The sequence below is a fragment of the Streptomyces sp. NPDC006516 genome, assembly GCF_040611875.1.
GTDB lineage: Bacteria > Actinomycetota > Actinomycetes > Streptomycetales > Streptomycetaceae > Streptomyces.
The window spans coordinates 23,515-48,065 of sequence record NZ_JBEXPD010000004.1 but is presented as its reverse complement, the minus strand read 5'-3'; the positions used below and the strand labels follow the sequence as shown (position 1 = coordinate 48,065).

The following is a 24,551-nucleotide window of genomic DNA, read 5'->3' as shown; positions in this document are numbered from 1 at the left end:
CCGGGCGGGGGTCCGGCCTCCGTGCTGTCCGGGCTCAGCGGCTCTCGCCCGCCGTCTGCCGCGCGTGCTCCGTGCGCACGCCCAGTACGGCCTCCTCCAGATACGCCCCCGGCTCCGCGTACTGGCTGACGGCGTCCGGGTTGTAGCGCGGGGTCTGCCGCGACCAGTCGAGATTGCCCCGCATCCAGCTCCGCATCCCGTCGAGATAGGGCACGAGCACCCCCGCCAGCTGCGGGTACAGCTCGAGCAGCTCCTCCTCGGCCGTGAGGAACCGTTCCGTCTCGGTGGCTATCTCGGCGCACACGTGCTCGAGTGCCTGTTGCTTGCCGTAGCCCCGATGGTGCCGGACCAGGTGGACGAGATTGTGGATCTCGCCGAGGACCTGCTCCTTCTCGTAGGAATAGACGTCGTTGGCCCAGCACACGACGTTGCAGGAGGCCTCCAGCGCCGTGATGAAGCGGGGATCGTTGTGGACCCACTCGGGCGCGCCGATGCCCGCCACGATCTCGATCAGGTCCATGCAGACGTGGATGGCCCCGGTGTGCCGGCGCCGGGTGATGTAGGTGGCCTCGGACGGCACGACGTCGGCGGCGCGGTTGCCCGCCTCCCAGGTGGTGGCCGTCGTCAGATAGGCCATGAGGTGCCATGAGAACCGGCTGCGCCAGTGCGGCGCGGCCTTGGGGACCGTACGTTCCCACAAATCGATCAGGGCCACGACGGCGGCCGGGGCCTCCTCGTCCGGCAGGAGGCCGGGGGCGGTGCCCTCGACCACGGCGCGCATGCGTTCGACCACATGGCGTACCCGCTCGGGGTCGCGTCCGAGGTGACCGTCGTCCAGCTGGTCGTCGACGAGGAAGAGCCAGACGAACCAGTCGGCGACCAGATCGAGATGCTCCTCGTTCGCCGTCGGGTAGACCATGCCGACGAATGCGCCGAAGTCGGCCTGCTCGAACCGCTCTCTGGCGGCCTCCCGGTGGACCAGGCCGGTGCGTCGCGTCCATGTGCCGAGATGCTCGCGGGTGTGTTCCACGTGCGGATTACTCCGCTGGGGGAACGGGCAGTAGATGTCCGGCAGTTCGCTCTCCACAGGCAGACCCCACATCCTCTCCGGTCGAGCGTGTGGCAGGTGTTCCGGTTGTCGGGCGGCGTTGCCTTTACCCCAGAGACCTGCGAATTTGAAGCTACCTGACCCTTCGTCACCTGGTCCAGGGATAATGATCGGGAGTGCTCGAATCCTGTTCGGGTAAGGTCCATGGGTAAGGCAGGGTTCCACTTGCCCGGTCCCCGAAGCGGCTCCTTGGAGGAACCGACGAACGAGGGGGCGCATTGCTGTGTCTTCGTGGAAGCGACCTGCACCGATTCGTATGAAAAAATGGGTGTTATGCGTTTTCTTGAACCCGGCACCGGTCGCTACACGGCCTCCCCCTCGGTCCCGTACGACCTGACGTACGACGACGTCTTCATGGTCCCCGGCCGTTCCGCGGTCGGATCCCGGCAGGCCGTCGACCTCTCGTCGCCCGACGGCAGCGGCACCACCATCCCCCTCGTCGTCGCGAACATGACCGCCATCGCGGGCCGCCGCATGGCGGAGACGATCGCCCGCCGCGGAGGCCTGGTCGTCATCCCCCAGGACATCCCGATCGAGGTCGTCACCGAGGTCATCAGCTGGGTCAAGAAGCGCCACCTCGTGCTCGACACGCCGATCGTGCTGGCCCCCGGCCAGACCGTCGCCGACGCGCTGTCCCTCCTGCACAAGCGGGCACACGGCGCCGGTGTCGTCGTCGATGCCGAGCACCGGCCGGTCGGCGTCGTCACCGACCACGACCTGAGCGGTGTCGACCGCTTCACCCAGCTGTCCGAGGTCATGTCCAAGGACCTCGTCGTGCTCGACGCGGAGATCGACCCGCGCGAGGCCTTCAACAGACTGGACGGAGCCAACCGCAAGCTCGCTCCCGCGGTCGACGCGGACGGACGGCTCGTCGGCATCCTCACCCGCAAGGCCGCGCTGCGCGCGACGCTCTACACCCCCGCGACCGACGCGAACGGCAAGCTGCGCATCGCGGCCGCGGTCGGCATCAACGGCGACGTCGCGGGCAAGGCCAAGCAGCTCCTGGACGCCGGTGTCGACACCCTGGTGGTGGACACCGCGCACGGCCACCAGGAGTCCATGATCAGCGCCGTCGCCGCCGTACGCGCGCTCGACCCGCAGGTGCCGATCGTCGCGGGCAACGTCGTGGCGGCGGAGGGTGTACGCGATCTGATCGAGGCGGGCGCCGACATCATCAAGGTCGGTGTGGGCCCCGGCGCGATGTGCACCACCCGGATGATGACCGGTGTCGGCAGGCCCCAGTTCTCCGCCGTGCTGGAGTGCGCCGCCGAGGCGAGGAAGCACGGGAAGCACGTCTGGGCCGACGGCGGCGTCCGGCACCCGCGCGACGTGGCCATGGCCCTTGCCGCCGGTGCGTCCAACGTCATGATCGGGTCGTGGTTCGCGGGGACGTACGAGTCGCCCGGTGACCTCCAGCAGTCCGCCGACGGGCGGTACTACAAGGAGTCGTTCGGCATGGCCTCGGCGCGCGCGGTCAAGAACCGCACCTCGGAGGAGTCCGCCTACGACCGTGCCCGCAAGGGGCTCTTCGAGGAGGGCATCTCCACCTCGCGGATGTTCCTCGACCCCACCCGCCCCGGTGTGGAGGACCTGATCGACTCGATCATCGCCGGTGTGCGGTCGTCCTGCACCTACGCGGGCGCCGCCTCGCTGGAGGAGTTCGCCGAGAAGGCGATCGTGGGTGTCCAGAGCGCCGCCGGTTACGCGGAGGGCAAGCCGCTGCACGCCAGCTGGAGCTGACGGCGCGGCGGCTGTCGGCCGCCGTGCTCCACAGGTGCCCCTTCCGGGAGTCTCCCGGAAGGGGCACCTGTTTCTGTACGCAGTCGACTTCTGTACGTCGATGACCGCTGGGTGACTGTTTGTTTTCACGTATGAGCGAGCCGGACTTCCCTCAACTTGGTTGAAGGGTAAGTAATATGAGCGCCAATCAACGGCCCCCTCGTCTCTGCGGTAAGGGATCTCATGACCTTCTTCACCGAACTGGCCCAGCAGTACATCGACGGCGAGTGGAGGCCGGGGAAGGGGTCCTGGGACATCATCGACTTCAACCCGTACAGCGGGGAGAAGCTCGCCTCGATCACCGTCGCCACGGCGGGCGAGGTCGACCAGGCCTACCGGGCCGCCGAGCGAGCCCAGGAGCAGTGGGCGGACACCAACCCGTACGCCCGGCGGACCGTGCTGGAGAAGGCGCTGCGCGTCGTCGAGGAGCGCGAGGCCGAGATAGCCGAGGCGATCGTCGCGGAGCTCGGCGGCACCCGGCTGAAGGCGGGCTTCGAGCTGCACCTGGCCAAGGAGTTCCTCCGTGAGGCGGCCCAGCTCACGCTGCGGTCCACCGGCCAGATACTCCCCTCGCCGACCGACGGCAAGGAGAACCGCGTCTACCGGGTGCCCGTGGGCGTCGTGGGAGTCATCAGCCCCTTCAACTTCCCCTTCCTGCTGTCCCTCAAGTCGGTCGCGCCCGCCCTCGCCCTGGGCAACGCCGTGGTCCTCAAGCCGCACCAGAACACCCCGGTCTGCGGCGGCACGCTCATAGCCAGGGTGTTCGAGGAGGCGGGACTCCCCGCCGGCCTGCTGAACGTCGTGGTCACCGACATCGCCGAGATCGGGGACAGCCTGCTGGAGCACCCGGTCCCGCAGGTGATCTCCTTCACAGGCTCCGACAAGGTCGGCAGGCACGTCGCGACGGTCTGCGCGGCCAACCTCAAGCGCGCCGTGCTCGAACTGGGCGGCAACAGCGCCCTGATCGTCCTGGACGACGCCGATGTGGACTACGCCGTCGACGCCGCCGTCTTCAGCCGCTACATCCACCAGGGGCAGGTCTGCATGGCGGCCAACCGCATCCTGGTGGACCGCGCGGTGGAGCGGGAGTTCACCGAGAAGTTCGTCGCCAAGGTCGCCTCCCTGCACGTCGGGGACCCAGCCGACCCCGCCACCCACATCGGCCCGCTGATCAACTCCTCGCAGGCCGAAGCGGTGTCCAGGCTCGTCGACGAGACCGTGGAGGCCGGCGCCACGGCGCTGCTGCACGGACGGGCCGAGGGCAACGTGGTGAGCCCGTCCGTACTGACCGGCCTCGCCGCCGATTCCCCCGTGCTCCAGCAGGAGATCTTCGGCCCCGTGGCCCTGCTCGTCCCCTTCGAGGGCGAGGACGAGGCCGTCCGGATCGCCAACGACACGCCGTACGGGCTGAGCGGCGCGGTCCACACCGCGAACGTCGAGCGCGGCGTACGGGTGGGGCAGCGAATCCGCACCGGCATGATCCACGTCAACGACAGCACGGTCCACGACGAGCCCATCGTCCCCTTCGGCGGGGAGAAGAACTCGGGCCTCGGACGGCTCAACGGCGACTCGATGCTGGAGGCCTTCACCACGCAGAAGTGGATCTCGGTCCAGCACGGACGTTCGCAGTTCCCCTTCTGACCCACCTCCCCGCGGGGCGGACTTACCCTCCCCGCGGCGGGCGCGCCCCGCGCGGCGGACCCGTGGTCTACTTCGGGGGCGGCCATCGCCGCCCCCGAACCGTCCGTCGCAGAGAAGTGACCCACCCGAAGTGCGCCTGAACGACCTCGACGAACGCATCGTCCACGCCCTCGCCGAAGACGCCCGACGGTCCTACGCGGACATCGGCGCGCTCATCGGCCTCTCCGCACCCGCGGTCAAACGCCGAGTGGACCGGCTGCGCGCCGAAGGTGCCATCACGGGCTTCACCGTGCGGGTCGACCCGGCGGCGCTCGGCTGGGAGACCGAGGGCTTCATCGAGATCTACTGCAGCCGCAACACCGCCCCCGAGGCGATCAAGCGTGGGCTGTCCGCCTACCCGGAGGTCGCGTCCGCCTCCACCGTGACCGGCGACGCCGACGCGATCGTGCAGGTCTTCGCCGCCGACATGCGGCACTTCGAGCAGGTGCTGGAGCGGATCGCGGGCGAGCCGTACATCGAGCGGACGAAGTCCGTGCTCGTGCTCTCCCCGCTCCTTCGGCGCTACACCTCGGGCCCACCCGCCTGAGCCCTCCGCCCCCGGCCCACGGGTGGCCGGGCGGAGCGTACCGAGACCGAAATCACTTGCCTGACCTGCGATGACGCCGCACGCAACGAATCTTCGCACAGCGGCCCGGGCACGCAACGGATCGACGGTGTACGCGCAACAAACGCGTCTTGTCGCCCGTGCGGCCCGCGCCGTACCTTCGATACGTCTCCCACCCCGCCCGTCCCGCCCGAGGTCAGCCATGCCGCCGTTGCGTACCGCCCTGCTCCAGAGCTCAGGACGTCCCGGCTCCGTGGCCGACAACCTGGCGACCCTGGACGAGGCCGCCGGGCGTGCCGCGTCCGCCGGCGCCCGGCTGCTGGTCTGCCCGGAGCTGTTCCTCACCGGGTACGCCGTCGGCGACGCGCTCCTCGAGCTCGCCGAACCCGCCGACGGCCCCGGCGCGCGGGCCGTCGCCGACATCTGCGTACGCCACGGGCTCGCCGTCCACTACGGCTATCCGGAGCGGGAGGGGGAGCGGCTCTTCAACGCGGCCCAGCTGATCGGCCCCGACGGCACCCGGCTCGCCGCCTACCGCAAGACCCACCTCTTCGGCGCCTTCGAGCAGAAGTGGTTCACCCCCGGCGAGCGTCCCGTGGTGCAGGCCGAGCTGGACGGCGTACGGATCGGACTGCTGATCTGCTACGACGTCGAGTTCCCGGAGAACGTGCGCGCCCACGCCCTGGCCGGGACAGAGCTGCTGCTGGTGCCGACCGCGCTGATGCACCCGTACCCGTTCGTCGCCGAATCCCTCGTACCGGTCCGCGCGTTCGAGAGCCAGATGTACATCGCCTACGTCAACAGGACGGGTAGCGAAGGTGAGTTCGAGTTCACCGGGCTGAGCTGCATCGCCGCCCCCGACGGTGCCGTCCGCACCCGCGCCGGCCGGGGCGAGGAGCTCGTCCTCGGCGAGGTGGACCCCGGCCTGCTCGCCGCGTCCCGCGCGGCCAACCCCTATCTGCGGGACCGCGTACCCGGTCTGTACGGCTCCCTCGTCTGAGCCCTCCGCCCCCGTCGTCCCACGCTTCCCCCGCTAGGAGTCCGTACCCCATGACGTCCACGGTGCCCAACGCCGTCCAGCACACCGACGCGCAGCCGCCGATCACCATGTTCGGGCCGGACTTCCCCTACGCCTACGACGACTTCCTGGCCCATCCGGCGGGCATCGGGCAGATACCGGCGACCGAGCACGGCACCGAGGTCGCCGTCATCGGCGGCGGGCTCTCCGGCATCATCACCGCGTACGAACTCATGAAGATGGGCCTGAAGCCGGTCGTCTACGAGGCCGACCGGATCGGCGGCAGGCTCCGGACCGTCGGCTTCGACGGCTGTGACCCCTCGCTGACCGCCGAGATGGGCGCCATGCGCTTCCCGCCCTCGTCCACGGCGCTCCAGCACTACATCGACCTGGTGGGACTGGAGACGAAGCCGTTTCCCAACCCGCTCTCCCCGGCCACCCCGTCGACCGTCGTCGACCTCAAGGGTGAGTCCCACTACGCGCGCACCATCGACGACCTGCCCCCGGTGTACCGCGAGGTGATGGACGCCTGGAACACCTGCCTGGAGGAGGGCGCCGACTTCTCCGACATGAACCGCGCCATGCGCGAGCGCGACGTACCGCGCATCCGGGAGATCTGGTCGAAGCTCGTGGAGAAGCTCGACGACCAGACCTTCTACGGCTTCCTCTGCGGCTCCGAATCCTTCTCCTCCTTCCGGCACCGCGAGATCTTCGGGCAGGTCGGCTTCGGCACCGGCGGCTGGGACACCGACTTCCCCAACTCCATCCTGGAGATCCTCCGCGTCGTCTACACCGAGGCCGACGACCACCACCGCGGGATCGTCGGCGGCAGCCAGCAACTGCCGCTGCGCCTCTGGGACCGCGAGCCGCAGAAGATCACGCACTGGCCGCTCGGCACGTCGCTGTCCTCCCTGCACGGGGGGCACCCGCGCACCGCCGTGACCCGCCTCGACCGCACCGCCGGGAACCGGATCACCGTCACCGACGCCACCGGCGACATCCGCACCTACCGGGCCGCCGTCTTCACCGGACAGTCCTGGCTGCTGCTCTCCAAGATCGCCTGCGACGACGCCCTCTTCCCGATCGACCACTGGACGGCGATGGAGCGCACCCACTACATGGAGTCGTCCAAGCTGTTCGTGCCGGTCGACCGTCCGTTCTGGCTCGACAAGGACGCGGCCACCGGCCGGGACACGATGTCCATGACGCTCACCGACCGGATGACCCGGGGGACCTACCTCCTGGACGACGGACCCGACAAGCCGGCCGTCATCTGTCTCTCCTACACCTGGTGCGACGACAGCCTGAAGTGGCTGCCCCTCTCGCCGGAGGAACGCATGGAGGTCATGCTCAAGTCCCTCGGCGAGATCTATCCGGGTGTCGACATCCGCAAGCACGTCATCGGCAACCCGGTCACCGTGTCGTGGGAGAACGAGCCGTACTTCATGGGCGCGTTCAAGGCCAACCTGCCCGGGCACTACCGCTACCAGCGCCGCCTGTTCACCCACTTCATGCAGGACCGGCTGCCGGCCGACAAGCGCGGCCTGTTCCTCGCCGGCGACGACATCTCCTGGACCGCTGGATGGGCCGAGGGCGCTGTGCAGACGGCACTCAACGCCGTGTGGGGCGTGATGGCCCAGTTCGGCGGCACCACCGATCCGACGAACCCGGGGCCGGGCGACGTCTTCGACGAGATCGCACCGGTCGAGCTCCCGGAGGGCTGAGACCACCGTCGCGCGGCTCGCTCTCGCGGAGGCTGAGACCACCCGCCGCCCCGGTCGCGGGGCCGGTTCCTCCTCGGCAGGACCCTGCCGAGGAGGAACGTATCAGCGGCACGGAGTCAGCAGGAAGCGGCCCACCAGCCCGGCCCCCGCGTCCATCCGCACCCTGAACTCCTCGGCCAGGAGCGGCAGTCCGCGCAGACGCCACAGCACGCCGGCAGCGGTCCACGACGCCTCACGGGCCCGCTCCAGGCTCCAGGCACCCGCCAGATGCGTCAGCGGATCGGCGATCTCCAGCAGATCGGGACCGGGCATCAGATCGTCGCGGATCCGCTCCTCCAGCATCACGAGGAGATCGCCCACCCGGTCGAACTCCTCCTCCAGGTCCGCCGGAGCGCAGCCGAGCGTACGGCAGGTGTCCACGACGGCCAGCGCGAGATCGTGTCCGATGTGCGCGTTGATACCGGCGAGGGCGAACTGCAGCGGGCGTACGCCGGGATGGCGGCGGAACTGGAACAGCGGGCGCCAGCACGCCGGCGGGCTTCCGCCCGCGGCGGCCGTGTCCACCGCCGTCAGATAACGCCGGGCGAACCGGACGTCCAGCGCGGACACGGCCTCGGCGTCCCCGAATGTCCCGTCCCTCAGGTTCCGGCGGAGCGTCTCCGTGACCGTCAGATACACCTGGTTGAAGACTCCCAGCCCGTCACCCGGGGGCCAGTCGGAGCGGAACGCGCGCATCCGCTCGATCACCGCGCCGACGTCGGACACCGTGCCGGCAGCGCCGGCCGGAATTGCGAACTGCTCGATCCGGTCCATCCGGGCAGCCTCCCAGCCATGGGCTCGCCACGGCGCCGACGGGCCGGAGACTTCATCGGAACGGACGAACAGCGGGCGCCGGAGGAGGGGACGAGGGGTGTCGGGTGTACGGGCGGCGGGTGCCGGCCGCGCTCGGCGGCCCGCCCGGAATGGGTGCCGTCATCGACACCAGCCGCAACGGCAACGGCGCGCCGGCGGCCGTTGAGTGGTGCGACCCGGCCGGACGGGCCCTGGGCAGGGCCCCCCCACCACGGACACCGGCGCGGCCGGGACCGACGCGTATGTCTGGGTGAAACCGCCGGGGGAGTCCGACGGCTGCAGGGGCTCGGCCGGATCCTTCACCCCTGACCACGCCTACGAACTGGCCACCGGCTGAGCGCCACGGCCTCGCTCAGGCCTTGCCGGCGGGCGGCTCCTCGTCGTACTGGGAGGTGCCCGAGTCCAGCAGGGGCTCCTGGGTCTTGAGATGGGCGGGGGCGAACGCCCGCAGGGCGTGGTAGCCGGTGATCACGACGAGCGTGCCGAGCGCGATGCCGCTCAGCTCGAAGTTGTCGCTGATCTTCAGGCTGACCCCGCCGACCCCGATGATGATGCCCGCGGCGGCCGGTACGAGGTTGAGCGGGTTGCGCAGGTCGACCTTGGCGTTCAGCCAGATCTGGGCGCCCAGGAGACCGATCATGCCGTAGAGGATGACGGTGATGCCGCCGAGCACCCCACCGGGGATCGCGGCCACCACCGCGCCGAACTTGGGGCAGAGACCGAAGAGCAGGGCGAAGCAGGCCGCGGCCCAGTAGGCGGCGGTCGAGTAGACCCGGGTCGCCGCCATGACCCCGATGTTCTCGGAGTACGTGGTGTTCGGCGGGCCGCCCACCGCCGTGGACAGCATCGAGGCGGCGCCGTCCGCCGCGATGGCGGTGCCCAGCTTGTCGTCGAGCGAGTCGCCGGTCATCTCCCCCACGGCCTTCACATGACCCGCGTTCTCCGCGATCAGCGCGATGACGACGGGCAGCGCGACCAGGATCGCCGACCACTCGAAGCTCGGCGCGTGGAAGGACGGCAGCCCGATCCAGTCCGCGTCCGCGACGGCCGACAGGTCCAGCCGCCAGTGGTCGACGGCCTCGGCGCCGCCGGCCGGGGAGTGGATCTTCCCGAAGACCAGGTCGAGTACCCAGGACAGGACGTATCCGAAGACCAGCCCGAGGAAGATCGCGATACGGGAGAAGAACCCGCGCAGGCAGACCACGGCCAGCCCGGTGAACAGCATGACCAGCAGAGCGGTCCACTGGTCCTGGGGCCAGTACGTCGACGCGGTGACGGGGGCCAGGTTGAACCCGATCAGCATGACGACCGCGCCCGTGACCACCGGAGGCATCGCCGCGTGGATGATTCGCGCCCCGAACCGCTGGACCAGGAGCCCCACCAGGAAGAGCACGGCGCCGACGACCAGGACCGCGCCCGTGACCGTTGCGCTGCTGCCGCCACTGGCCCGGATCGTGGCGGCCACGCCCACGAAGGAGAGGGAGCAGCCGAGATAGCTGGGGACCCTGCCCCGGGTCGCCAGCAGGAAGATGGCGGTCGCGACACCGGACATCATGATCGCGAGGTTCGGGTCGAGGCCCATCAGGACGGGCGCGACGAAGGACGCGCCGAACATCGCCACCACGTGCTGGGCGCCCAGGCCGAACGTCCGGGGCCAGGAGAGCCGCTCGTCGGGGCGCACCACGGCCCCCGGTGCGGGCGTCTTTCCGTCGCCGTGCAAGGTCCAGCGCACGCCGAGGCCCATGGTCGCTCCCTGATTGGTGTGTGCGGTGCGCCCTGTGGGTCCATCCGCGGAAAAAGATCAGAGCCATGGTAGTGCCGCAGCGCCGTGACCTCGTGCTCGGCCCCGCCACCCCCGGCGCGGGACCGTGTCACGAGAGGGCGGCGGACCGCGCCACGCCCGGGCGGGGCACGGTCCGCGAAGCCGGCGTGCGGACCCCGCCACCACGCCGGGATGCGCCGGGGCGAGGGCTCCGCCGGTCTCCTCGCCGTCCTGGCGGCGGCCGTCAGCCGCCCGTCGGGCTCTCGGCCGGGGCCTGCTTCGGGACGCCCCCCGCGACCGTGCGGTCGCCGGCCCGCAGCACCCCCGCACCGAGGACCAGCCCGAAGGCCAGCACCGTGACCAGGCCGAAGGACACGAGCAGCGAGGTCGCCTCGGCCAGCGAACCGATCGCGGACGGGGCGATCAGCCCCGAGGTGTACGTGATGGTGGCGACACCGGCGATGGCCCGGCTGGGGTTCGTACCGCTGCGACCGGCCGCCGCGAACGCCAGCGGTACGACGACGGCCACGCCGAGGCCCAGCAGTCCGAAGCCGCAGAGCGCGAGGGCCGGGCCGGGAGACAGGACCACGAGCAGTCCGCCGACCGTGGCCAGGACGCCTCCGACCCGGACGGTGCGCACCGCTCCGAACCGGTCGACGACCTTGTCGCCGGCGATCCTCGCGATGGCCATCATGAGGGCGAACGCCGTGGTGGAAGCCGCAGCCAGACCCGCCGAACTGCCCATCACGTCACGGAGGTACACCGCCGACCAGTCCATGCTCGCCCCTTCGGCGAACACCGCGCAGAAACCCACAGCGCCGATGACCAACGCGGACTTCGGCGGCAGGGTGAAGCGCGGCGGCGGCTCCTCGTCGGGCTCGCTGCGCAGGTCCAGGACCCCCTGGCAGGCGGCCAGGCCGAGCCCCGTCAGCACCAGGGCGGCCAGCGTGTGGTGCAACCGGGCGTCGGCCCCGATGTGCGCCGCGACCGTGCCCGCCGCCGAACCGACCAGGGCGCCCACGCTCCACATGCCGTGCAGCCCGGACATGATCGACTTGTCCATCCTGTTCTCGACCTCGACACCGAGCGCGTTCATCGCCACGTCCGACATCCCGGCGCTCGCCCCGTACACGAACAGCGCGGCGCAGAGCGTGAGCAGGTTCGGCGCCAGCGCGGGCAGGATCAGCGCGAGCGTCCACAGGGCCAGCAGCCCGCGCAGGGCGGTCCGGGCCCCGAAACGGTGGCTGACACTGCCCGCCAGGGGCATGGCCAGTGACGCGCCGATGGCGGGGAAGGCGAGGGCGAGACCGAGCTGCCCCGCGCTCACCGAGGCGTGGTCCTGGATCCAGGGGACCCGGGTAGCGAAGCTGCCGGTCACCGCCCCGTGCACGGCGAAGACCGCGGCGACCGCGTACCTGGCCCGTCTGATCTGCTCCGTACCGAAGACCGGGACCGCTGGGTCCGTTGTCATACGCCGTGCCCTCCCCTGGGAATTCTCGCTCGCCGGTGACTCCGGCGCCCGTCGCGTGGTGCGGGCCGTAAACTATCAGGAACCCTGCCTGATAAATAACCCCCTGGCGGCGGACCGTCAGCGATCTGGAAGGATCCCGGCATGCCCGCATCCCCGAGCACCGCCCGGGCCATCAACGACCGGCTCGCCCTGCGACTGCTCCAGCAGGACGGCCCGCTGACGGCCACTCAGCTCAAGACCCTGACCGGGCTGTCCCGCCCCACGGTCGCCGATCTGGTGGAGCGGCTCCAGGACGCCGGCCTGGTCCGGGTGGTCGGGGAGAGCGGCGCGGACCGTCGTGGGCCCAATGCCCGTCTGTACGGGATCGTCGCCGACCGTGCGCACCTGGCCGCCCTCGACGTCCGTACGGACAGCGTCGCCGTGGCCGTCGCCGACCTGCTCGGTGTCACGCTCGCCGAGGCCACCCTGCCGATCGGCAGCGACACCGGGACGGGGCCGGCCGTGGCGAGGGCCGTGGCGATGCTGGAGCGCACCGCCCGCAGCGCGGGCCCGGCCCCGCTCCACAGCGTGGGAATCGGCGCCCCCGGCCTGATCGACCCCCTCAGCGGCGAACTCAGGTCCACCGCGGGGCTCCCCGCCTGGCACCGGGGCCTGGTGAAGGAGCTCCAGCGACGGCTGCCCGCGACCGTCCTCGTGGAGAACGAGACCAATCTCGCCGCCGTCGCCGAACACCGTATCGGCGCCGCCGAGGACCGCGACACCTTCGTCCTGCTCTGGCTCGGCCACGGAATCGGCGCGGCCGTCATGCTCGACGGGAAGCTGCGCCGCGGTGCTTCGGGAGGGGCCGGGGAGATCGGATTCCTGCCCGTGCCGGGAACGTCCGGGGTCCCCTCCTCGGTCAACTGTGACGGCGGTTTCCACTCCTTGGTGGGATCGGCGGCCGTCTGCGAGCTGGCCACGGAGCACGGCATCAGGGCCTGGGCCCCCTCGCCCGACGCGGCGCAGGAGCAGGACCCCGCCGCCGCGTTCGCCGTACGGGCCGCCCTGCGCGACGGCGGTGCGCGTGGCGAGGCATTTCTGGCCGCACTCGCCGACCGCCTCGCCCTCGGTGCGGCCGCCGTCGTCTCCGTGCTCGACCCGGGCTGCCTCGTCCTGGCCGGTGAGGTCGGCCGCGCCGGGGGCGACGCGCTCGCCGCGCGGGTGGAGGAGCGGCTTGCCCGTATGTCACCCCTGCGCACCGAGGTGAGGGCCGGGATGCTCGGCGGCGGCGCGGTCATGAGCGGGGCACTGATCGCCGCCCGGGACGCGGCCCAGGACGCTCTCTTCGCCCCGGGGGCCGGGTCCGCCGACCCCGTGGCTCGCGGTCACCTGTGAGCCGTCCCACAGAAGTCACCCGTATGGACCGTTGCCATACGTGGCAGAATGACCTCTGTACCAGCAGCAGCGCACTCCGGGGTCGGTGTAATTCCGAACCGGCGGTTATAGTCCGCGACCCGTCCGCATCCAGCGGCCGGTTGACCAGGTGAGATTCCTGGACCGACGGTGAAAGTCCGGATGGGAGGCAGTGCGCGGCGGGCCGTCACAGGTATGCCGCCGTAGGCGGATGCGTTCCGGGGTGTCCCGGGGCGAGCACATCCGTCCCTTCGGGACTCGGCGTGTGCCTGTTCGCGTTCCGCTTCATCTGTCGTCATCGACAGGCCCCGGAGTCCGTGCCCGAAGAGGCAGGAGGACCCGGTGGCCACCGCAGCCGAAAGAACCGCCATGCGGCGGGCGATCACGCTCGCAGCCCGCGGACTCGGCGCCACCAGCCCGAACCCGGTCGTCGGATGCGTCATCCTCGACGCCGCCGGGGAACAGGCCGGAGAGGGCTTCCACCGGCGCGCCGGGGGACCGCACGCCGAGATCCACGCCCTGCGTGAGGCCGGCGGACGGGCCCGTGGCGGGACCGCCCTCGTCACCCTCGAACCCTGTAACCACACCGGACGCACAGGCCCCTGTGCCCAGGCACTCATCGAGGCCGGCGTCCGCCGTGTCGTCTACGCGGTGAGCGACCCGAACCCGCAGGCCACCGGCGGCGCGGACACCCTGCGCGCCGCGGGGGTCGAGGTCGAGCAGGGTCTCCTCGCCGACGAGGCGGAGACCGGCAACACCGCGTGGCTCACCTCGGTCCGCCTCGGCCGCCCGTACGTCCTGTGGAAGTACGCCGCCACCCTCGACGGCCGGATCGCCGCCGCCGACTCCACCAGCCGCTGGATCACCTCCCCCGAGTCCCGCGCCGACGTCCACCGGCTGCGCGCCGAGGCCGACGCGGTCGTGGTCGGTTCGGGCACCGCCCGCGCCGACGACCCCCAGCTGGGTGTACGCGGCGTCGAGGGCGCCACCCAGCCGCTCCGGGTGGTCGTCGACACCGGTGCCACCGCCGTACGGCCGGGAGCCCGGGTCCTCGACGGGACCGCGCCCACCCTGGTCGCGGTCGCCGCCGACGCCGACGCGGGTCACCTCCCCGAGGAGGCCGTGCTGCGCCTCCCGCGCGCCGCCACAGGCCCCGGCCTGGACATCGACGCGCTGCTCGCCGCCCTCCACGGGCGCGGCATCCGTTCCGTACTCCTCGAAGGAGGGCCGGTCCTCGCCGGCTCGTTCGTCGCCGCGGGAGCGGTCGACACCGTCGTCGGCTATCTCGCTCCGGTCCTCCTCGGCTCGGGCCCGGCGGCCCTCGCCGACGCCGGAATCTCCACCATCTCCCAGGCGTTGCGCCTCGATGTGACCGAGACCGTCCGAATCGGCCCCGATCTGCGCATCACCGCCGTCCCCGTCCCTGCTCGGAAGGGAAACTGAGTGTTCACCGGAATTGTCGAAGAACTGGGTGAGGTCACCGCCGTCGAGGAACTCGACGACGCCTCCCGCTTCCGACTGCGCGGTCCCGTCGTCACCGAGGGCGCCAAGCACGGCGACTCCATCGCCGTCAACGGTGTATGCCTCACCGTCGTGGACCTCGGGGAGAACGAGTTCACCGCCGACGTCATGGCCGAGACGCTGGAGCGCTCCAGCCTCGGCGCGCTGGCGGCGGGCTCCCGGGTCAATCTGGAGCGCCCCATGGCGCTGGGCGGCCGGCTCGGCGGGCACATCGTGCAGGGGCACGTGGACGGCACGGGCACCATCGTCGAACGCACCGTCTCCGAGAACTGGGAGATCGTGAAGATCTCCCTGCCCGCCGGTCTGACCCGCTACGTGGTGGAGAAGGGCTCGATCACCGTCGACGGCGTCAGCCTGACCGTCGTCGACGCGGGTCCCGACTACTTCACCATCAGCCTCATTCCCACCACCCTCGCGCTGACCACGCTCGGCATCAAGAAGGCAGGCGACCCGGTCAATCTCGAGGTGGACGTCCTCGCGAAGTACGTCGAGCGGCTGCTCGCCCACGGCTCCGCCCCCGAAGCCGGGGAGCCGGTCGCATGAGCGCCCTGGACTGGCTGAACTCGGAGGCTTTCACCGCCTTCGGGCAGCACATCATCTGGTCGGACATGATCGGCAACACGATCGGCCTGATCGCCCTGGCGCTCGGCTGGCTTCGCTCGGTGTGGACCTGGCCCGCCCAGCTTCTGTCCGGCGTCGTCCTCGTCGCCGCCAACGTCTCCGTGCAGCAGGCGGGCAGCGTCGGCAAGCAGCTGATCGTCATCGCCGTCGCCGTCTGGGGCTGGCAGCAGTGGACCCGCGGCAGGCAGCAGGCCCAGGACGGCTCCATCGCCGTGCGCTTCGCCACCTGGCGCGAGCGCGGGTATCTGGTGGGCGGCGCCGCACTCGGCACCCTCGCGGTCGGCGGACTGTTCACGGCCTTCCCGTCGCTCTCCTGGAGCCCGTGGGCCGACGCCTACATCTTCGCCGGGACCCTCGTGGCGATGATCGCCCAGGCGCGCGGCATGGTCGAGTTCTGGTTCGCCTGGCTGCTCGTCGACCTCGTCGGCGTACCGCTGAACTTCCACAGCGGCCTCGCCTTCTCCGGCCTCATCTACGTCGTCTACGGGGCGCTCGTCCTGTGGGGCATGCGCGACTGGTGGCTGCGTACGCGGACACCCGCTCTGAAGGGAGCCACGGCATGACAGCCCAGCCCGCCTGGTTGCACGACCGCACCCTCGACGACCTCTCGCTCGACCCCGTGGAGCAGGCGATCCGCGACATCGCCGCCGGACGGCCCGTCGTGGTCGTCGACGACGAGGACCGGGAGAACGAGGGCGACCTCGTCATCGCCGCCGAGAAGGCGACCCCCGAGATCATCGCCTTCATGATGAGCGAGTGCCGGGGCCTGATCTGCGCGCCCATGGAGGACGACGAGCTGGAACGCCTCGAACTCCCGCAGATGGTCACGCACAACACCGAGTCCATGAAGACGGCCTTCACCGTCTCCGTGGACGCCTCCGCGGAACACGGGGTGACCACCGGGATCTCCGCAGCCGACCGTGCCACCACCCTCCGGATGCTGGCGGGCGGCACGGCGGGCCCCGGCGACTTCGTACGGCCCGGTCACGTCTTCCCGCTCCGCGCCCGCACCGGCGGTGTCCTCGTGCGCAACGGCCACACCGAGGCCGCCGTCGACCTGGCCCGGCTCGCCGGGCTGCGCCCCGCCGGAGCCATCGTCGAGATCGCCGGCGAGGACGGCGTGATGCTGCGGCTGCCCGAACTCGTCCCGTTCGCCCGCAAGCACGGCCTCACGATCATCTCCATCGAGGACCTGATCGCCTACCGTCGCAGCGCCGAGCCGACCGTGCGCCGTGAGGCCGAGGTGCGGCTGCCCACCAGCTTCGGCCCGTTCACCGCGTACGGGTACCGCTCCACCGTCGACGGCGTCGAGCACGTGGCGCTCGTCCACGGCGACATCGGGGACGGCGAGGACGTCCTCGTCCGGATGCACTCCGAATGCCTGACCGGCGACATCTTCCAGTCCCAGCGCTGCGACTGCGGCCCCCAGCTGCACACCTCCATGGAGCGTGTCACGGCCGAGGGGCGCGGGGTCGTCGTCTACCTGCGCGGCCACGAGGGCCGGGGCATCGGGCTCGTGTCCAAGCTGCGCGCGTACGAACTCCAGGAGCGCGGCTCCGACACGCTCGACGCCAACCTCGAACTCGGCCTGCCCGCCGACGCCCGGGACTACGCGGCGGGCGCGCAGATACTGCGGGACCTCGGCGTGCGCACCCTGCGGCTGATGACCAACAACCCGGAGAAGACCGCCGCGCTCGTCCGGTACGGCCTCGGGATCACCGGGCGCGAGCCCATGCCCGTCCAGGCCGGCGAGCACAACCTCCGCTACCTGCGCACCAAGCGGGACCGGATGGGGCACGACCTGCCGTGGCTCGACGCCACCGTCGTGTCCGCCTGCGGCAACCAGTAACCACCGACGAACACACAGGAGAGACATGAGCGGCAAGGGCGCACCCGAACTGTCCGTACGCAACTGCGGAGACCTGCGGGTGGCGGTGATCGCGGCCCAGTGGCACGAGAAGGTCATGGACGGGCTGGTCGACGGGGCACTGCGCGCCCTGCACGACCTGGGCATCGACGAGCCGACGCTGCTGCGGGTCCCCGGCAGCTTCGAGCTCCCGGTGGTCGCCAAGGTGCTCGCCGGCCGCGGCTACGACGCGATCGTCGCCCTCGGCGTGATCATCCGTGGCGGCACCCCCCACTTCGAGTACGTGTCCCAGGGCGTCACCAACGGCCTCACCCAGGTCACGGTCGACACCGGAGTACCCGTCGGCTTCGGCGTCCTCACCTGTGACAACGAGGAACAGGCCCTGGACCGGGCCGGACTCGAGGGTTCCAACGAGGACAAGGGGCACGAAGCGGTCACCGCGGCCGTCGCCACCGCGGCCACGCTGCGGACCGTAAGCGAACCCTGGCGCTGAGCAGTGCTCCGGGACCCCGTATTCTAAGGACCATCATGGCGAACAAAACCTTCGAAGAGCTCTTCGCCGAGCTGCAGCTCAAGGCCGCCGACGGCGACCCCTCCACCTCCCGCACCGCCGAACTGGTGGACAAGGGCGTGCATGCCATCGGCAAGAAGGTCGTCGAGGAGGCCGCCGAGGTCTGGATGGCCGCCGAATACGAGGGCAAGGAAGCCGCCGCCGAGGAGATCTCGCAGCTGCTGTACCACGTCCAGGTGATGATGGTCGCCCGCGGGATCTCCCTCGACGACGTCTACGCCCACCTCTGAGCCCCGCCGAACGTCCCCGAACATCCCTCCGCACAAAGGAAACCTGACCTCATGCTGCGCATCGCCGTCCCCAACAAGGGTTCACTCTCCGGGCCTGCGATGGCGATGCTCCATGAGGCCGGCTACCAGCAGCGCAAGGAGTCGAAGGAACTCGTCCTCGTCGACCCGTCGAACGAGGTCGAGTTCTTCTACCTGAGGCCGCGCGACATCGCGATCTACGTCAGCTCGGGCCGCCTCGACATCGGCATCACCGGCCGCGACCTCCTCCTGGACTCGGGCGCCGAGGCCGAGGAGATCCTCCAGCTCGGCTTCGCGCGCTCCACCTTCCGCTACGCCACGAAGCCCGGCACGGCCGACGGTCCCCAGGACTTCGACGGCATGACGATCGCCACCTCCTACGAGGGCATCGTCGGGGCCCACCTCGCCGAGGCAGGCGTCAAGGCCTCCGTCGTCCACCTCGACGGCGCGGTCGAGACCGCCATCGAGCTCGGGGTCGCGCAGGTCATCGCCGACGTCGTGGAGACCGGCACCAGCCTGCGCAACGCCGGGCTCGAAGTGATCGGCGAGCCGATCATGACGTCGGAGGCCGTCGTGATCCGGCGCAAGGGAGCCGACGCGGAGGACCCCAAGGTCCAGCAGTTCCTGCGCCGCCTGCAAGGCGTACTGGTCGCCCGCACCTACGTGATGATGGACTACGACTGCCGCGTCGAGCACCTGGAGCGCGCCGTCGCCCTCACCCCGGGCCTTGAGTCGCCGACCATCTCCCCGCTGCACCACGAGGGCTGGGTCGCCGTCCGCTCCATGGTCGCGTCCAAGGAAGCCCAGCGGATCATGGACGACCTGTACGAGCTGGGGGCGCGCGCCATCCTCACGACGGCCATCCACGCCTGCCGCCTCTGACAGCCGGACGGACCGGGCCCGGCCGGATCAGCACACCCGACCGGGCCACCGCACATCTCCGGACCACCGTGCTCCCCGCACCACCGCAGACCCGGAACTCCGCACACCTAAGGACGACAGCGCCGCCATGTCCGCTCCCGCGACCCGGCCGCCCGGGCTTCCCTCCCTTCCGGCCACCTTCCGGCCCACCCTCACCCGAGTGGTCCTGCTCGCCGTGGGGGCGGCGACATTCGTCGTCATCACCGCGATCGCGCTGATACTGGAGAACCTCGGTACGGGGGAGCGCGCCAGCTTCGTCCTCGTCGCCCTGCTGTTCTTCGGCGTCCTCGCCCTGCTCAGCAGGCCCCACATCACCGTGGACGAGGACGGGGTCACCGTCGTCAACATCACCCGCACCCGGCGGCTGGCCTGGGCGGAGATCCTCCGCGTCAACCTGCGTGCCGGAGACCCCTGGGTCTTCCTCGACCTCAGCGACGGCACCAGCATGCCCGCACTCGGAATCCAGCCCGGAATGGCCAAGGAGCGGGCGATCCGTGACGCCCGCACCCTGCGCGCTCTCGCCGAATTCCACGGCAGCGGAGTGAACGACGCCACGGAGAACGGCTGAGCCCCCTGCCCCGCCGAGCCGGATCCCGATTATTCTTGGACCGGTGGCGCACCGGGTGCGCCCCGCCCCGCAGCAGACGGCCCCCTGGGCCCGCGGGGCACTTTCCTGCGACCCAAGGAGTGACTCCCTCCAGCAATGGACGGATCGTCCGGTAGTACCTGCGCCGCCCTCTCTCCGGAGGCGGCGGCATGACCACCCCCCTGTTGCTGCTCCTCGCGGCATTCCTTCTCATCCTCGCCAACGGATTCTTCGTGGCAGCCGAATTCGGGCTCGTCACCGTGGACAGGCCGGACGCCGAGCGCGCCGCCGCCGAAGGCGACCGCCGGGCCCGCACCGTCGTCGCGGCCCTGCGTGAACTGTCCTTCCAGCTCTCCGGCACCCAGCTCGGCATCACCGTCACCTCGCTGGTCGTCGGCATGCTCGCCGAACCCGCGCTCGCCCAGCTGCTCGCCGGACCGCTCACCACCGTCGGACTGCCCGCGGGGGCCGTCCCCGGAGTGAGCGTCGTGATCGGGATGCTGTTCGCCTCCGCCGTCCAGATGGTGGTCGGCGAACTGGTACCGAAGAACTGGGCGGTCTCCCGGCCGCTCCAGGTGGCCCGGTTCGTCGCGGGACCCCAGCACCGCTTCTCCACTCTTCTGCGCCCGGTGATCACCGCGCTGAACACCGTCGCCAACCGGCTGGTGCGGCTGCTGGGCGTCGAACCCACCGACGAACTGGCCTCCGCCCGCACCCCGGGCGAACTCGTCTCCCTCGCCCGGCACTCCGCCGAGGCCGGCACCCTGGAGCAGGACACCGCCGACCTCTTCGTACGGACCCTGTCCCTCGCCGGCCTCACCGCGCAGCACGTCATGACCCCGCGTCTGAAGGTCAGCGCGCTGCAGTCCTCGGCGACCGCGGCGGACGTCCTCAACCTCACCAGGGCCACCGGGCTGTCCCGCTTCCCCGTCTACCGGGAGCGCATCGACGAGGTCGTCGGCATGGTCCACCTCAAGAACGCCCTGGCCGTCCCCGGCCAGGACCGGCTGCGCACCCCGGTGAGCACGATCGCCGTACCACCGCTCCTGGTGCCGGAATCCCTGCCCGTCGAACAGCTCCTCCAGCGGCTGCGCAGCGAGCAGCCGATCGCGGTGGTGGTCGACGAGTACGGCGGCACCGCCGGGGTCGTCACCCTGGAGGACATCATCGAGGAGCTCGTCGGCGAGGTCAGGGACGAGCACGACGCCGAAGGTGCCGACCGTCCCGAGCTGACACCCGTCGTCGCCGAAGACGGGCGCCCGGGCTGGGACGTGGAAGGCAGCACCCGGGTGCTGAGCCTGCGGCGGACAGGGCTCGACGTGCCCAAAGGGCCGTACGAGACCGTGGCGGGACTGGTCGCCGATCTGCTGGGGCGCATCCCCGCTCCGGGCGACCGCGCGGAACTGCCCGGATGGCGGATCTCCGTCCGCCAGGTCGGCCACTACCGCGCGGAGCAGGTCCGCTTCGTCCGGCTGGCGGACATACCGCCCGCGCCGCCTGAGCGCCTCACCCAGGATCTGCTGGAGGCCGTGCGATGAGTCTCGTACAGCTGATGTTCGCCGGTCTCCTGGTGCTCGCCAACGGTTTCTTCGTCGGCGCGGAGTTCGCGCTCGTCTCCGTACGGCGCAGTCAGGTCGAACCGCTTGCCGCCGCCGGGTCGAGCCGGGCCAGACAGGTCCTGTACGGCCTGGAGAACCTGCCGCAGATGATGGCCGCCGCCCAGTTCGGCATCACCGTCTGCTCGCTCACGCTCGGCGCCGTCGCCGAGCCGACCGTCGCCCACCTGCTGGAACCCGTCTTCCACGCGGTGCACGTGCCCGAAGGCCTCATCCACCCGCTCGGCTTCGCGGTGGCCCTCGTCTCCGTCGTCTTCCTCCACCTCGTCATCGGCGAGATGGTCCCGAAGAACCTGGCGATGGCCGCCCCCGAGAAGACCGCGATGTGGCTCAGCCCCGGACTGGTCGGCTTCGCCCGGCTCTGCCGGCCGGTCACCTCGGCGCTCGGGGCCTGTGCCCGGTTGGTGCTGAGGCTCTTCAAGGTCGAGCCGAAGGACGAGGTCGAGGCCGTCTTCACCAGCGAGCAGCTCAACCGGCTGGTGGAGGACTCCGGCATGGCGGGCCTGCTCGAACCGGAGGCCCAGGAACGCCTCGGGGACGCTCTCGAACTGGGCAGCCGTCCCGTGACCGATGTGCTGCTCGACCGGGCCGCGCTGGTGACGGTGGATCCCTCGGTCACCCCGCGCCGCATCGAGGAGCTGACCGTACGGACCGGCTACTCGCGCTTCCCCGTCTGTGCGGAGGGCGGCGGCCCGTTCATGGGCTATCTGCACGTGAAGGACGTGCTGGATCTCGAGGACACCGACCGGGCCGTACCCCAGCAGATCTGGCGTCCGATGGCGACCGTACGGGCCGAACTCCCGCTGGACGACGCGCTGACGGTGATGCGCCGGGCGGCCACGCACCTCGCCCAGGTCGCCGACGCGTCGGGCAGGGTGCTCGGGCTCGTCGCCATGGAGGACGTCCTGGAGATGCTCGTGGGCGAGGTCCGAGACCCGGCCCACCGGGTCTCGGTGCCCCGCCGCACGGTGGAGGCGCCGAAGGTCATGGCACCTCTGGGCTGATCACCACCGCCGGGCGGGCCCTTCGGGTCCGTCCGGCGGTCACGCCCCTACAGCCCGCCCGGCTCCTGCTTCCCCCGGCCCGCCGGACCCCGCCCGGACAGCACCTCGCCGTACGCCTGCATCAGGTCGGGGAGCCGCAGGGTGGCCAGGTCGTCCCGCGTCGGCGCGGCCGTGTATCCGGAGAGCCGCAGGTCGCGGTAGGCGCAGCTCTTCTCGTACAGGGTGCGCAGGAATCGGCCGTTGCCCAGCTCGTCGATCCAGCCCTGGTCCACCACGTGCCCGCTGATGCTGCGCAGTTCGTCCAGGGACTCCTCGTCCCACACGTCGCCGTTCTCGGCGGCCAGCACCCCGCCGATCGCGGTCAGTTCGAGGGGACGGTAGCTGGGGAAGTCCACCCGGGTGGTGAAACGCGAGGAGAGTCCCGGATTGGTGGAGAGCAGCCGGTCCATGCCCTCCGGATAGCCGGCGAGTATGACGACCAGGTGGTCCCTGTTGTCCTCGGCCCGCTTGAGGAGGACCTGCAGCGCCTCGTCGCCGTACGCGTCCCCCTTGCTGTAACCGGAGTTGGAGAGGCTGTACGCCTCGTCCACGAACAGCACCCCGCCCAGGGCCGAATCGATCAGCTCGTTGGCCTTCACCGCCGTCTGCCCGAGGAACTCGCCCACCAGATCGGACCGTTGGGCCTCCACCAGATGGTCGCCGCCGAGCAGTCCGAGTGCGTAGAACACCCGGCCCAGAATGCGGGCGACCGTGGTCTTGCCCGTGCCGGAAGGGCCGGAGAAGACGAAGTGGCGCTTCGGCGGCTGCACGGGCAAGCCCTGCTCCGCACGTAGCCGCGCCATGTTCAGCTGCGCGGACAAGGCTCTGACCTGGCGTTTCACGGGTTCGAGGCCGACCATGCGCTCCAGTTCGGCCAGGGCCTCGGCCAGCAGCGCGGGATCGCTGGGGCCGGCGGGGAAGACCGCGGCCCTCGGCGAGCCCGGCTTCTCCCGCGCACCCCCGCCGGTCCCGGGGGGCGGCACGGTGGCGCCGGACAGCAGCTGCGGATCACTGCCCGGCCACGATTCCCGGCCGTCCACCAGGTCGGTGCCGAGGATCATGTCCCCGTCGGGCTGGGTCTCCGTGCCCGCGCCGTCCGAACCGAAGCCGGCCAGCGAGACCGCGGCGAGATCGGCCGCCTCGTCGAAACCGTCTCCTTCGGAGATGGCGGCGAGCCTGGCGGAGGTGTCCATGAAGGCCGGGTCCACGCGGTGCACCGCCCGGTACAACGGCAGGGCCGCCGCGCTGCGGCCGGTGCCCTCGTGCGCCCGCGCCAGCCAGTAGCGCAGTTCCTTGCGCTGCGGCTGTTCGCTGCGACAGCGCATCAGCGCGGCGGACAGGAGGGGTTCCGCCTGTCCGTACATCTCCAGGCGCACCCGGGCCATCCCGCCGAAGAGCCCCGCCTCGATGCCGAGCAGCGGATCGTCGATGAGCTGTTCCGTGGTGCGGACGAGCTGTTCCCAGTCCTTGACCAGATAGGAGCGGCAGGCGTGCAGGAAGCGGACCTGCGGATCGGCGTCGACCGGCGGCAGACCTGCCAACGCGCGGTCCAGTTCTGGCACATGGCGACCGTCCAGCCAGTGTGAGGCGTGCGCGAGCAGCAGGTCGCGAGGGCTCTCCAGCACCGGCTGTACCCACCAGCCCAGCCAGTACCACGAGTTGAGCGTGCGGCGATGGCGCCTGCGCTGCTCGCCGAAGCGGTCGCGGTGGCGGTACATGCGTAACAGCGCCGTCGTGGTGTCGATCCGCAGCGCGTGGAGGCCCAGCCAGCCGTCCGCCATGCCGGGGTCGAAACGCACCGCGGTCCTGAACTCCTCCTCGGCCTGGGGGTACGCGCCCATGGTGTAGGCGTCCACCCCGCGCAGCCAGGCGAGGTCGGCCGGGGCCTGCGTGCCCTGCGTGCCGATGTCCATCAGGTCCCCCACAAACCGTGCCCCCACGAATGTCCCGCCCGCACAGCATGCCCAGCGCAGCGCGCCTAATCACCGTCCGGTGGACGGGAATTGACCACACCGAGACGCATCGTACCTGCACAGGGAGTGAGCGGTTAAGGGCGTTACCGGCGCTTCGGGGGCGGTCACCGAGCGTGAATGAACGGCCCTTTCCGGCGGCGCGGAAGGGCAGAACGAAGCCCCCGGTCACGGGGGAACAACCGGGGGCTTCGCGACTGCGGGGGCTTCGAAAAGCCGCACATCCAGAACGTAAG

The 24,551-nt window shown here is 70.8% G+C and carries 21 protein-coding genes, 1 pseudogene and 1 riboswitch; of the genes and pseudogenes, 17 read left to right on the top strand and 5 right to left on the bottom strand.

The window, feature by feature from the left end; translation table 11 throughout:
* Window positions 1-34: 34 nt before the first annotated feature.
* Window positions 35-1,087: a terpene cyclase gene (locus ABZY45_RS14530; RefSeq protein WP_356739764.1), complete on the bottom strand. Its 1,053-nt coding sequence runs from the start codon at window positions 1,085-1,087 to the stop codon at window positions 35-37.
* Between the two features lie 294 nt (window positions 1,088-1,381).
* Between ABZY45_RS14530 and ABZY45_RS14525 the strand changes: the two genes are divergently transcribed.
* From ABZY45_RS14525 to ABZY45_RS14505, 5 genes are all read left to right on the top strand, one after another.
* Window positions 1,382-2,848 carry a GuaB1 family IMP dehydrogenase-related protein gene (locus ABZY45_RS14525; RefSeq protein WP_356739762.1) on the top strand — a complete coding sequence of 489 codons (1,467 nt, stop codon included), beginning with the start codon at window positions 1,382-1,384 and terminating at the stop codon, window positions 2,846-2,848.
* Between the two features lie 222 nt (window positions 2,849-3,070).
* The gene (locus tag ABZY45_RS14520; protein WP_356739760.1) at window positions 3,071-4,528 is read left to right on the top strand and encodes an aldehyde dehydrogenase family protein; all 1,458 of its coding nucleotides are present in this window, start codon (window positions 3,071-3,073) and stop codon (window positions 4,526-4,528) included.
* 130 nt (window positions 4,529-4,658) lie between these two features.
* On the top strand, window positions 4,659-5,114 hold the full coding sequence (locus ABZY45_RS14515) for an Lrp/AsnC family transcriptional regulator (protein WP_356739758.1): 456 nt from the start codon (window positions 4,659-4,661) through the stop codon (window positions 5,112-5,114).
* 220 nt (window positions 5,115-5,334) lie between these two features.
* Complete coding sequence (locus tag ABZY45_RS14510) at window positions 5,335-6,132, top strand: carbon-nitrogen hydrolase family protein (protein ID WP_356739756.1); 798 nt, start codon at window positions 5,335-5,337, stop codon at window positions 6,130-6,132.
* A gap of 50 nt (window positions 6,133-6,182) precedes the next feature.
* A complete protein-coding gene (locus tag ABZY45_RS14505; RefSeq protein WP_356739754.1) occupies window positions 6,183-7,874 on the top strand; it encodes an NAD(P)/FAD-dependent oxidoreductase in 1,692 nt (563 codons plus the stop codon).
* 102 nt (window positions 7,875-7,976) lie between these two features.
* Here ABZY45_RS14505 and ABZY45_RS14500 read toward each other — a convergent pair whose 3' ends face one another.
* Complete coding sequence (locus ABZY45_RS14500) at window positions 7,977-8,687, bottom strand: DUF5995 family protein (protein WP_356739752.1); 711 nt, start codon at window positions 8,685-8,687, stop codon at window positions 7,977-7,979.
* Window positions 8,688-8,794: 107 nt separating this feature from the next.
* On the opposite strand from ABZY45_RS14500, the pseudogene ABZY45_RS14495 reads away from it, so the two are divergent.
* A pseudogene (locus ABZY45_RS14495) lies at window positions 8,795-9,063 on the top strand (glycoside hydrolase family 6 protein); the annotation flags it as partial.
* A 15-nt stretch (window positions 9,064-9,078) separates the two neighbouring features.
* On the opposite strand, the gene ABZY45_RS14490 reads toward ABZY45_RS14495, so the two are convergent.
* Entirely contained in the window at window positions 9,079-10,470 is a 1,392-nt protein-coding gene (locus ABZY45_RS14490) for a solute carrier family 23 protein (protein WP_356739750.1), read from the bottom strand.
* 262 nt (window positions 10,471-10,732) lie between these two features.
* Window positions 10,733-11,959, bottom strand: coding sequence for an MFS transporter (locus ABZY45_RS14485; protein WP_356739748.1), 1,227 nt, complete (start codon window positions 11,957-11,959; stop codon window positions 10,733-10,735).
* 141 nt (window positions 11,960-12,100) lie between these two features.
* Between ABZY45_RS14485 and ABZY45_RS14480 the strand changes: the two genes are divergently transcribed.
* The 11 genes from ABZY45_RS14480 (at window position 12,101) to ABZY45_RS14430 (ending at window position 22,306) form a co-directional block, all read left to right on the top strand.
* Window positions 12,101-13,333 carry an ROK family transcriptional regulator gene (locus ABZY45_RS14480; RefSeq protein WP_356739746.1) on the top strand — a complete coding sequence of 411 codons (1,233 nt, stop codon included), beginning with the start codon at window positions 12,101-12,103 and terminating at the stop codon, window positions 13,331-13,333.
* Window positions 13,334-13,400: 67 nt separating this feature from the next.
* Window positions 13,401-13,531, top strand: a riboswitch (FMN riboswitch).
* A 162-nt stretch (window positions 13,532-13,693) separates the two neighbouring features.
* Window positions 13,694-14,794 (top strand): bifunctional diaminohydroxyphosphoribosylaminopyrimidine deaminase/5-amino-6-(5-phosphoribosylamino)uracil reductase RibD, encoded by a 1,101-nt coding sequence (gene ribD / locus ABZY45_RS14475; RefSeq protein ID WP_356739744.1) that lies wholly within the window; start codon window positions 13,694-13,696, stop codon window positions 14,792-14,794.
* Window positions 14,795-15,415, top strand: a complete 621-nt coding sequence (locus ABZY45_RS14470) for a riboflavin synthase (protein ID WP_356739742.1) — start codon at window positions 14,795-14,797, stop codon at window positions 15,413-15,415.
* Window positions 15,412-16,056, top strand: coding sequence for a nicotinamide mononucleotide transporter family protein (locus ABZY45_RS14465; protein WP_356739740.1), 645 nt, complete (start codon window positions 15,412-15,414; stop codon window positions 16,054-16,056). Before ABZY45_RS14470 ends, ABZY45_RS14465 begins: the two co-directional genes overlap by 4 nt.
* On the top strand, window positions 16,053-17,342 hold the full coding sequence (locus ABZY45_RS14460; protein WP_356739738.1) for a bifunctional 3,4-dihydroxy-2-butanone-4-phosphate synthase/GTP cyclohydrolase II: 1,290 nt from the start codon (window positions 16,053-16,055) through the stop codon (window positions 17,340-17,342). Before ABZY45_RS14465 ends, ABZY45_RS14460 begins: the two co-directional genes overlap by 4 nt.
* Window positions 17,343-17,367: 25 nt before the next feature.
* Complete coding sequence (gene ribH / locus ABZY45_RS14455) at window positions 17,368-17,853, top strand: 6,7-dimethyl-8-ribityllumazine synthase (RefSeq protein ID WP_073751806.1); 486 nt, start codon at window positions 17,368-17,370, stop codon at window positions 17,851-17,853.
* A 35-nt stretch (window positions 17,854-17,888) separates the two neighbouring features.
* A complete protein-coding gene (locus ABZY45_RS14450; protein WP_031097852.1) occupies window positions 17,889-18,161 on the top strand; it encodes a phosphoribosyl-ATP diphosphatase in 273 nt (90 codons plus the stop codon).
* Window positions 18,162-18,212: 51 nt separating this feature from the next.
* Window positions 18,213-19,061, top strand: a complete 849-nt coding sequence (gene hisG / locus ABZY45_RS14445) for an ATP phosphoribosyltransferase (protein ID WP_356739736.1) — start codon at window positions 18,213-18,215, stop codon at window positions 19,059-19,061.
* Between the two features lie 127 nt (window positions 19,062-19,188).
* Entirely contained in the window at window positions 19,189-19,668 is a 480-nt protein-coding gene (locus tag ABZY45_RS14440; RefSeq protein ID WP_356739734.1) for a PH domain-containing protein, read from the top strand.
* 188 nt (window positions 19,669-19,856) lie between these two features.
* Entirely contained in the window at window positions 19,857-21,224 is a 1,368-nt protein-coding gene (locus ABZY45_RS14435; protein WP_356739732.1) for a hemolysin family protein, read from the top strand.
* Window positions 21,221-22,306 (top strand): hemolysin family protein, encoded by a 1,086-nt coding sequence (locus ABZY45_RS14430; protein WP_356739730.1) that lies wholly within the window; start codon window positions 21,221-21,223, stop codon window positions 22,304-22,306. The genes ABZY45_RS14435 and ABZY45_RS14430 overlap by 4 nt, the downstream gene beginning before the upstream one ends.
* 47 nt (window positions 22,307-22,353) lie before the next feature.
* On the opposite strand, the gene ABZY45_RS14425 is transcribed toward ABZY45_RS14430, so the two are convergent.
* Entirely contained in the window at window positions 22,354-24,258 is a 1,905-nt protein-coding gene (locus ABZY45_RS14425) for an AAA family ATPase (protein WP_356739728.1), read from the bottom strand.
* Between the last annotated feature and the right edge of the window lie 293 nt (window positions 24,259-24,551).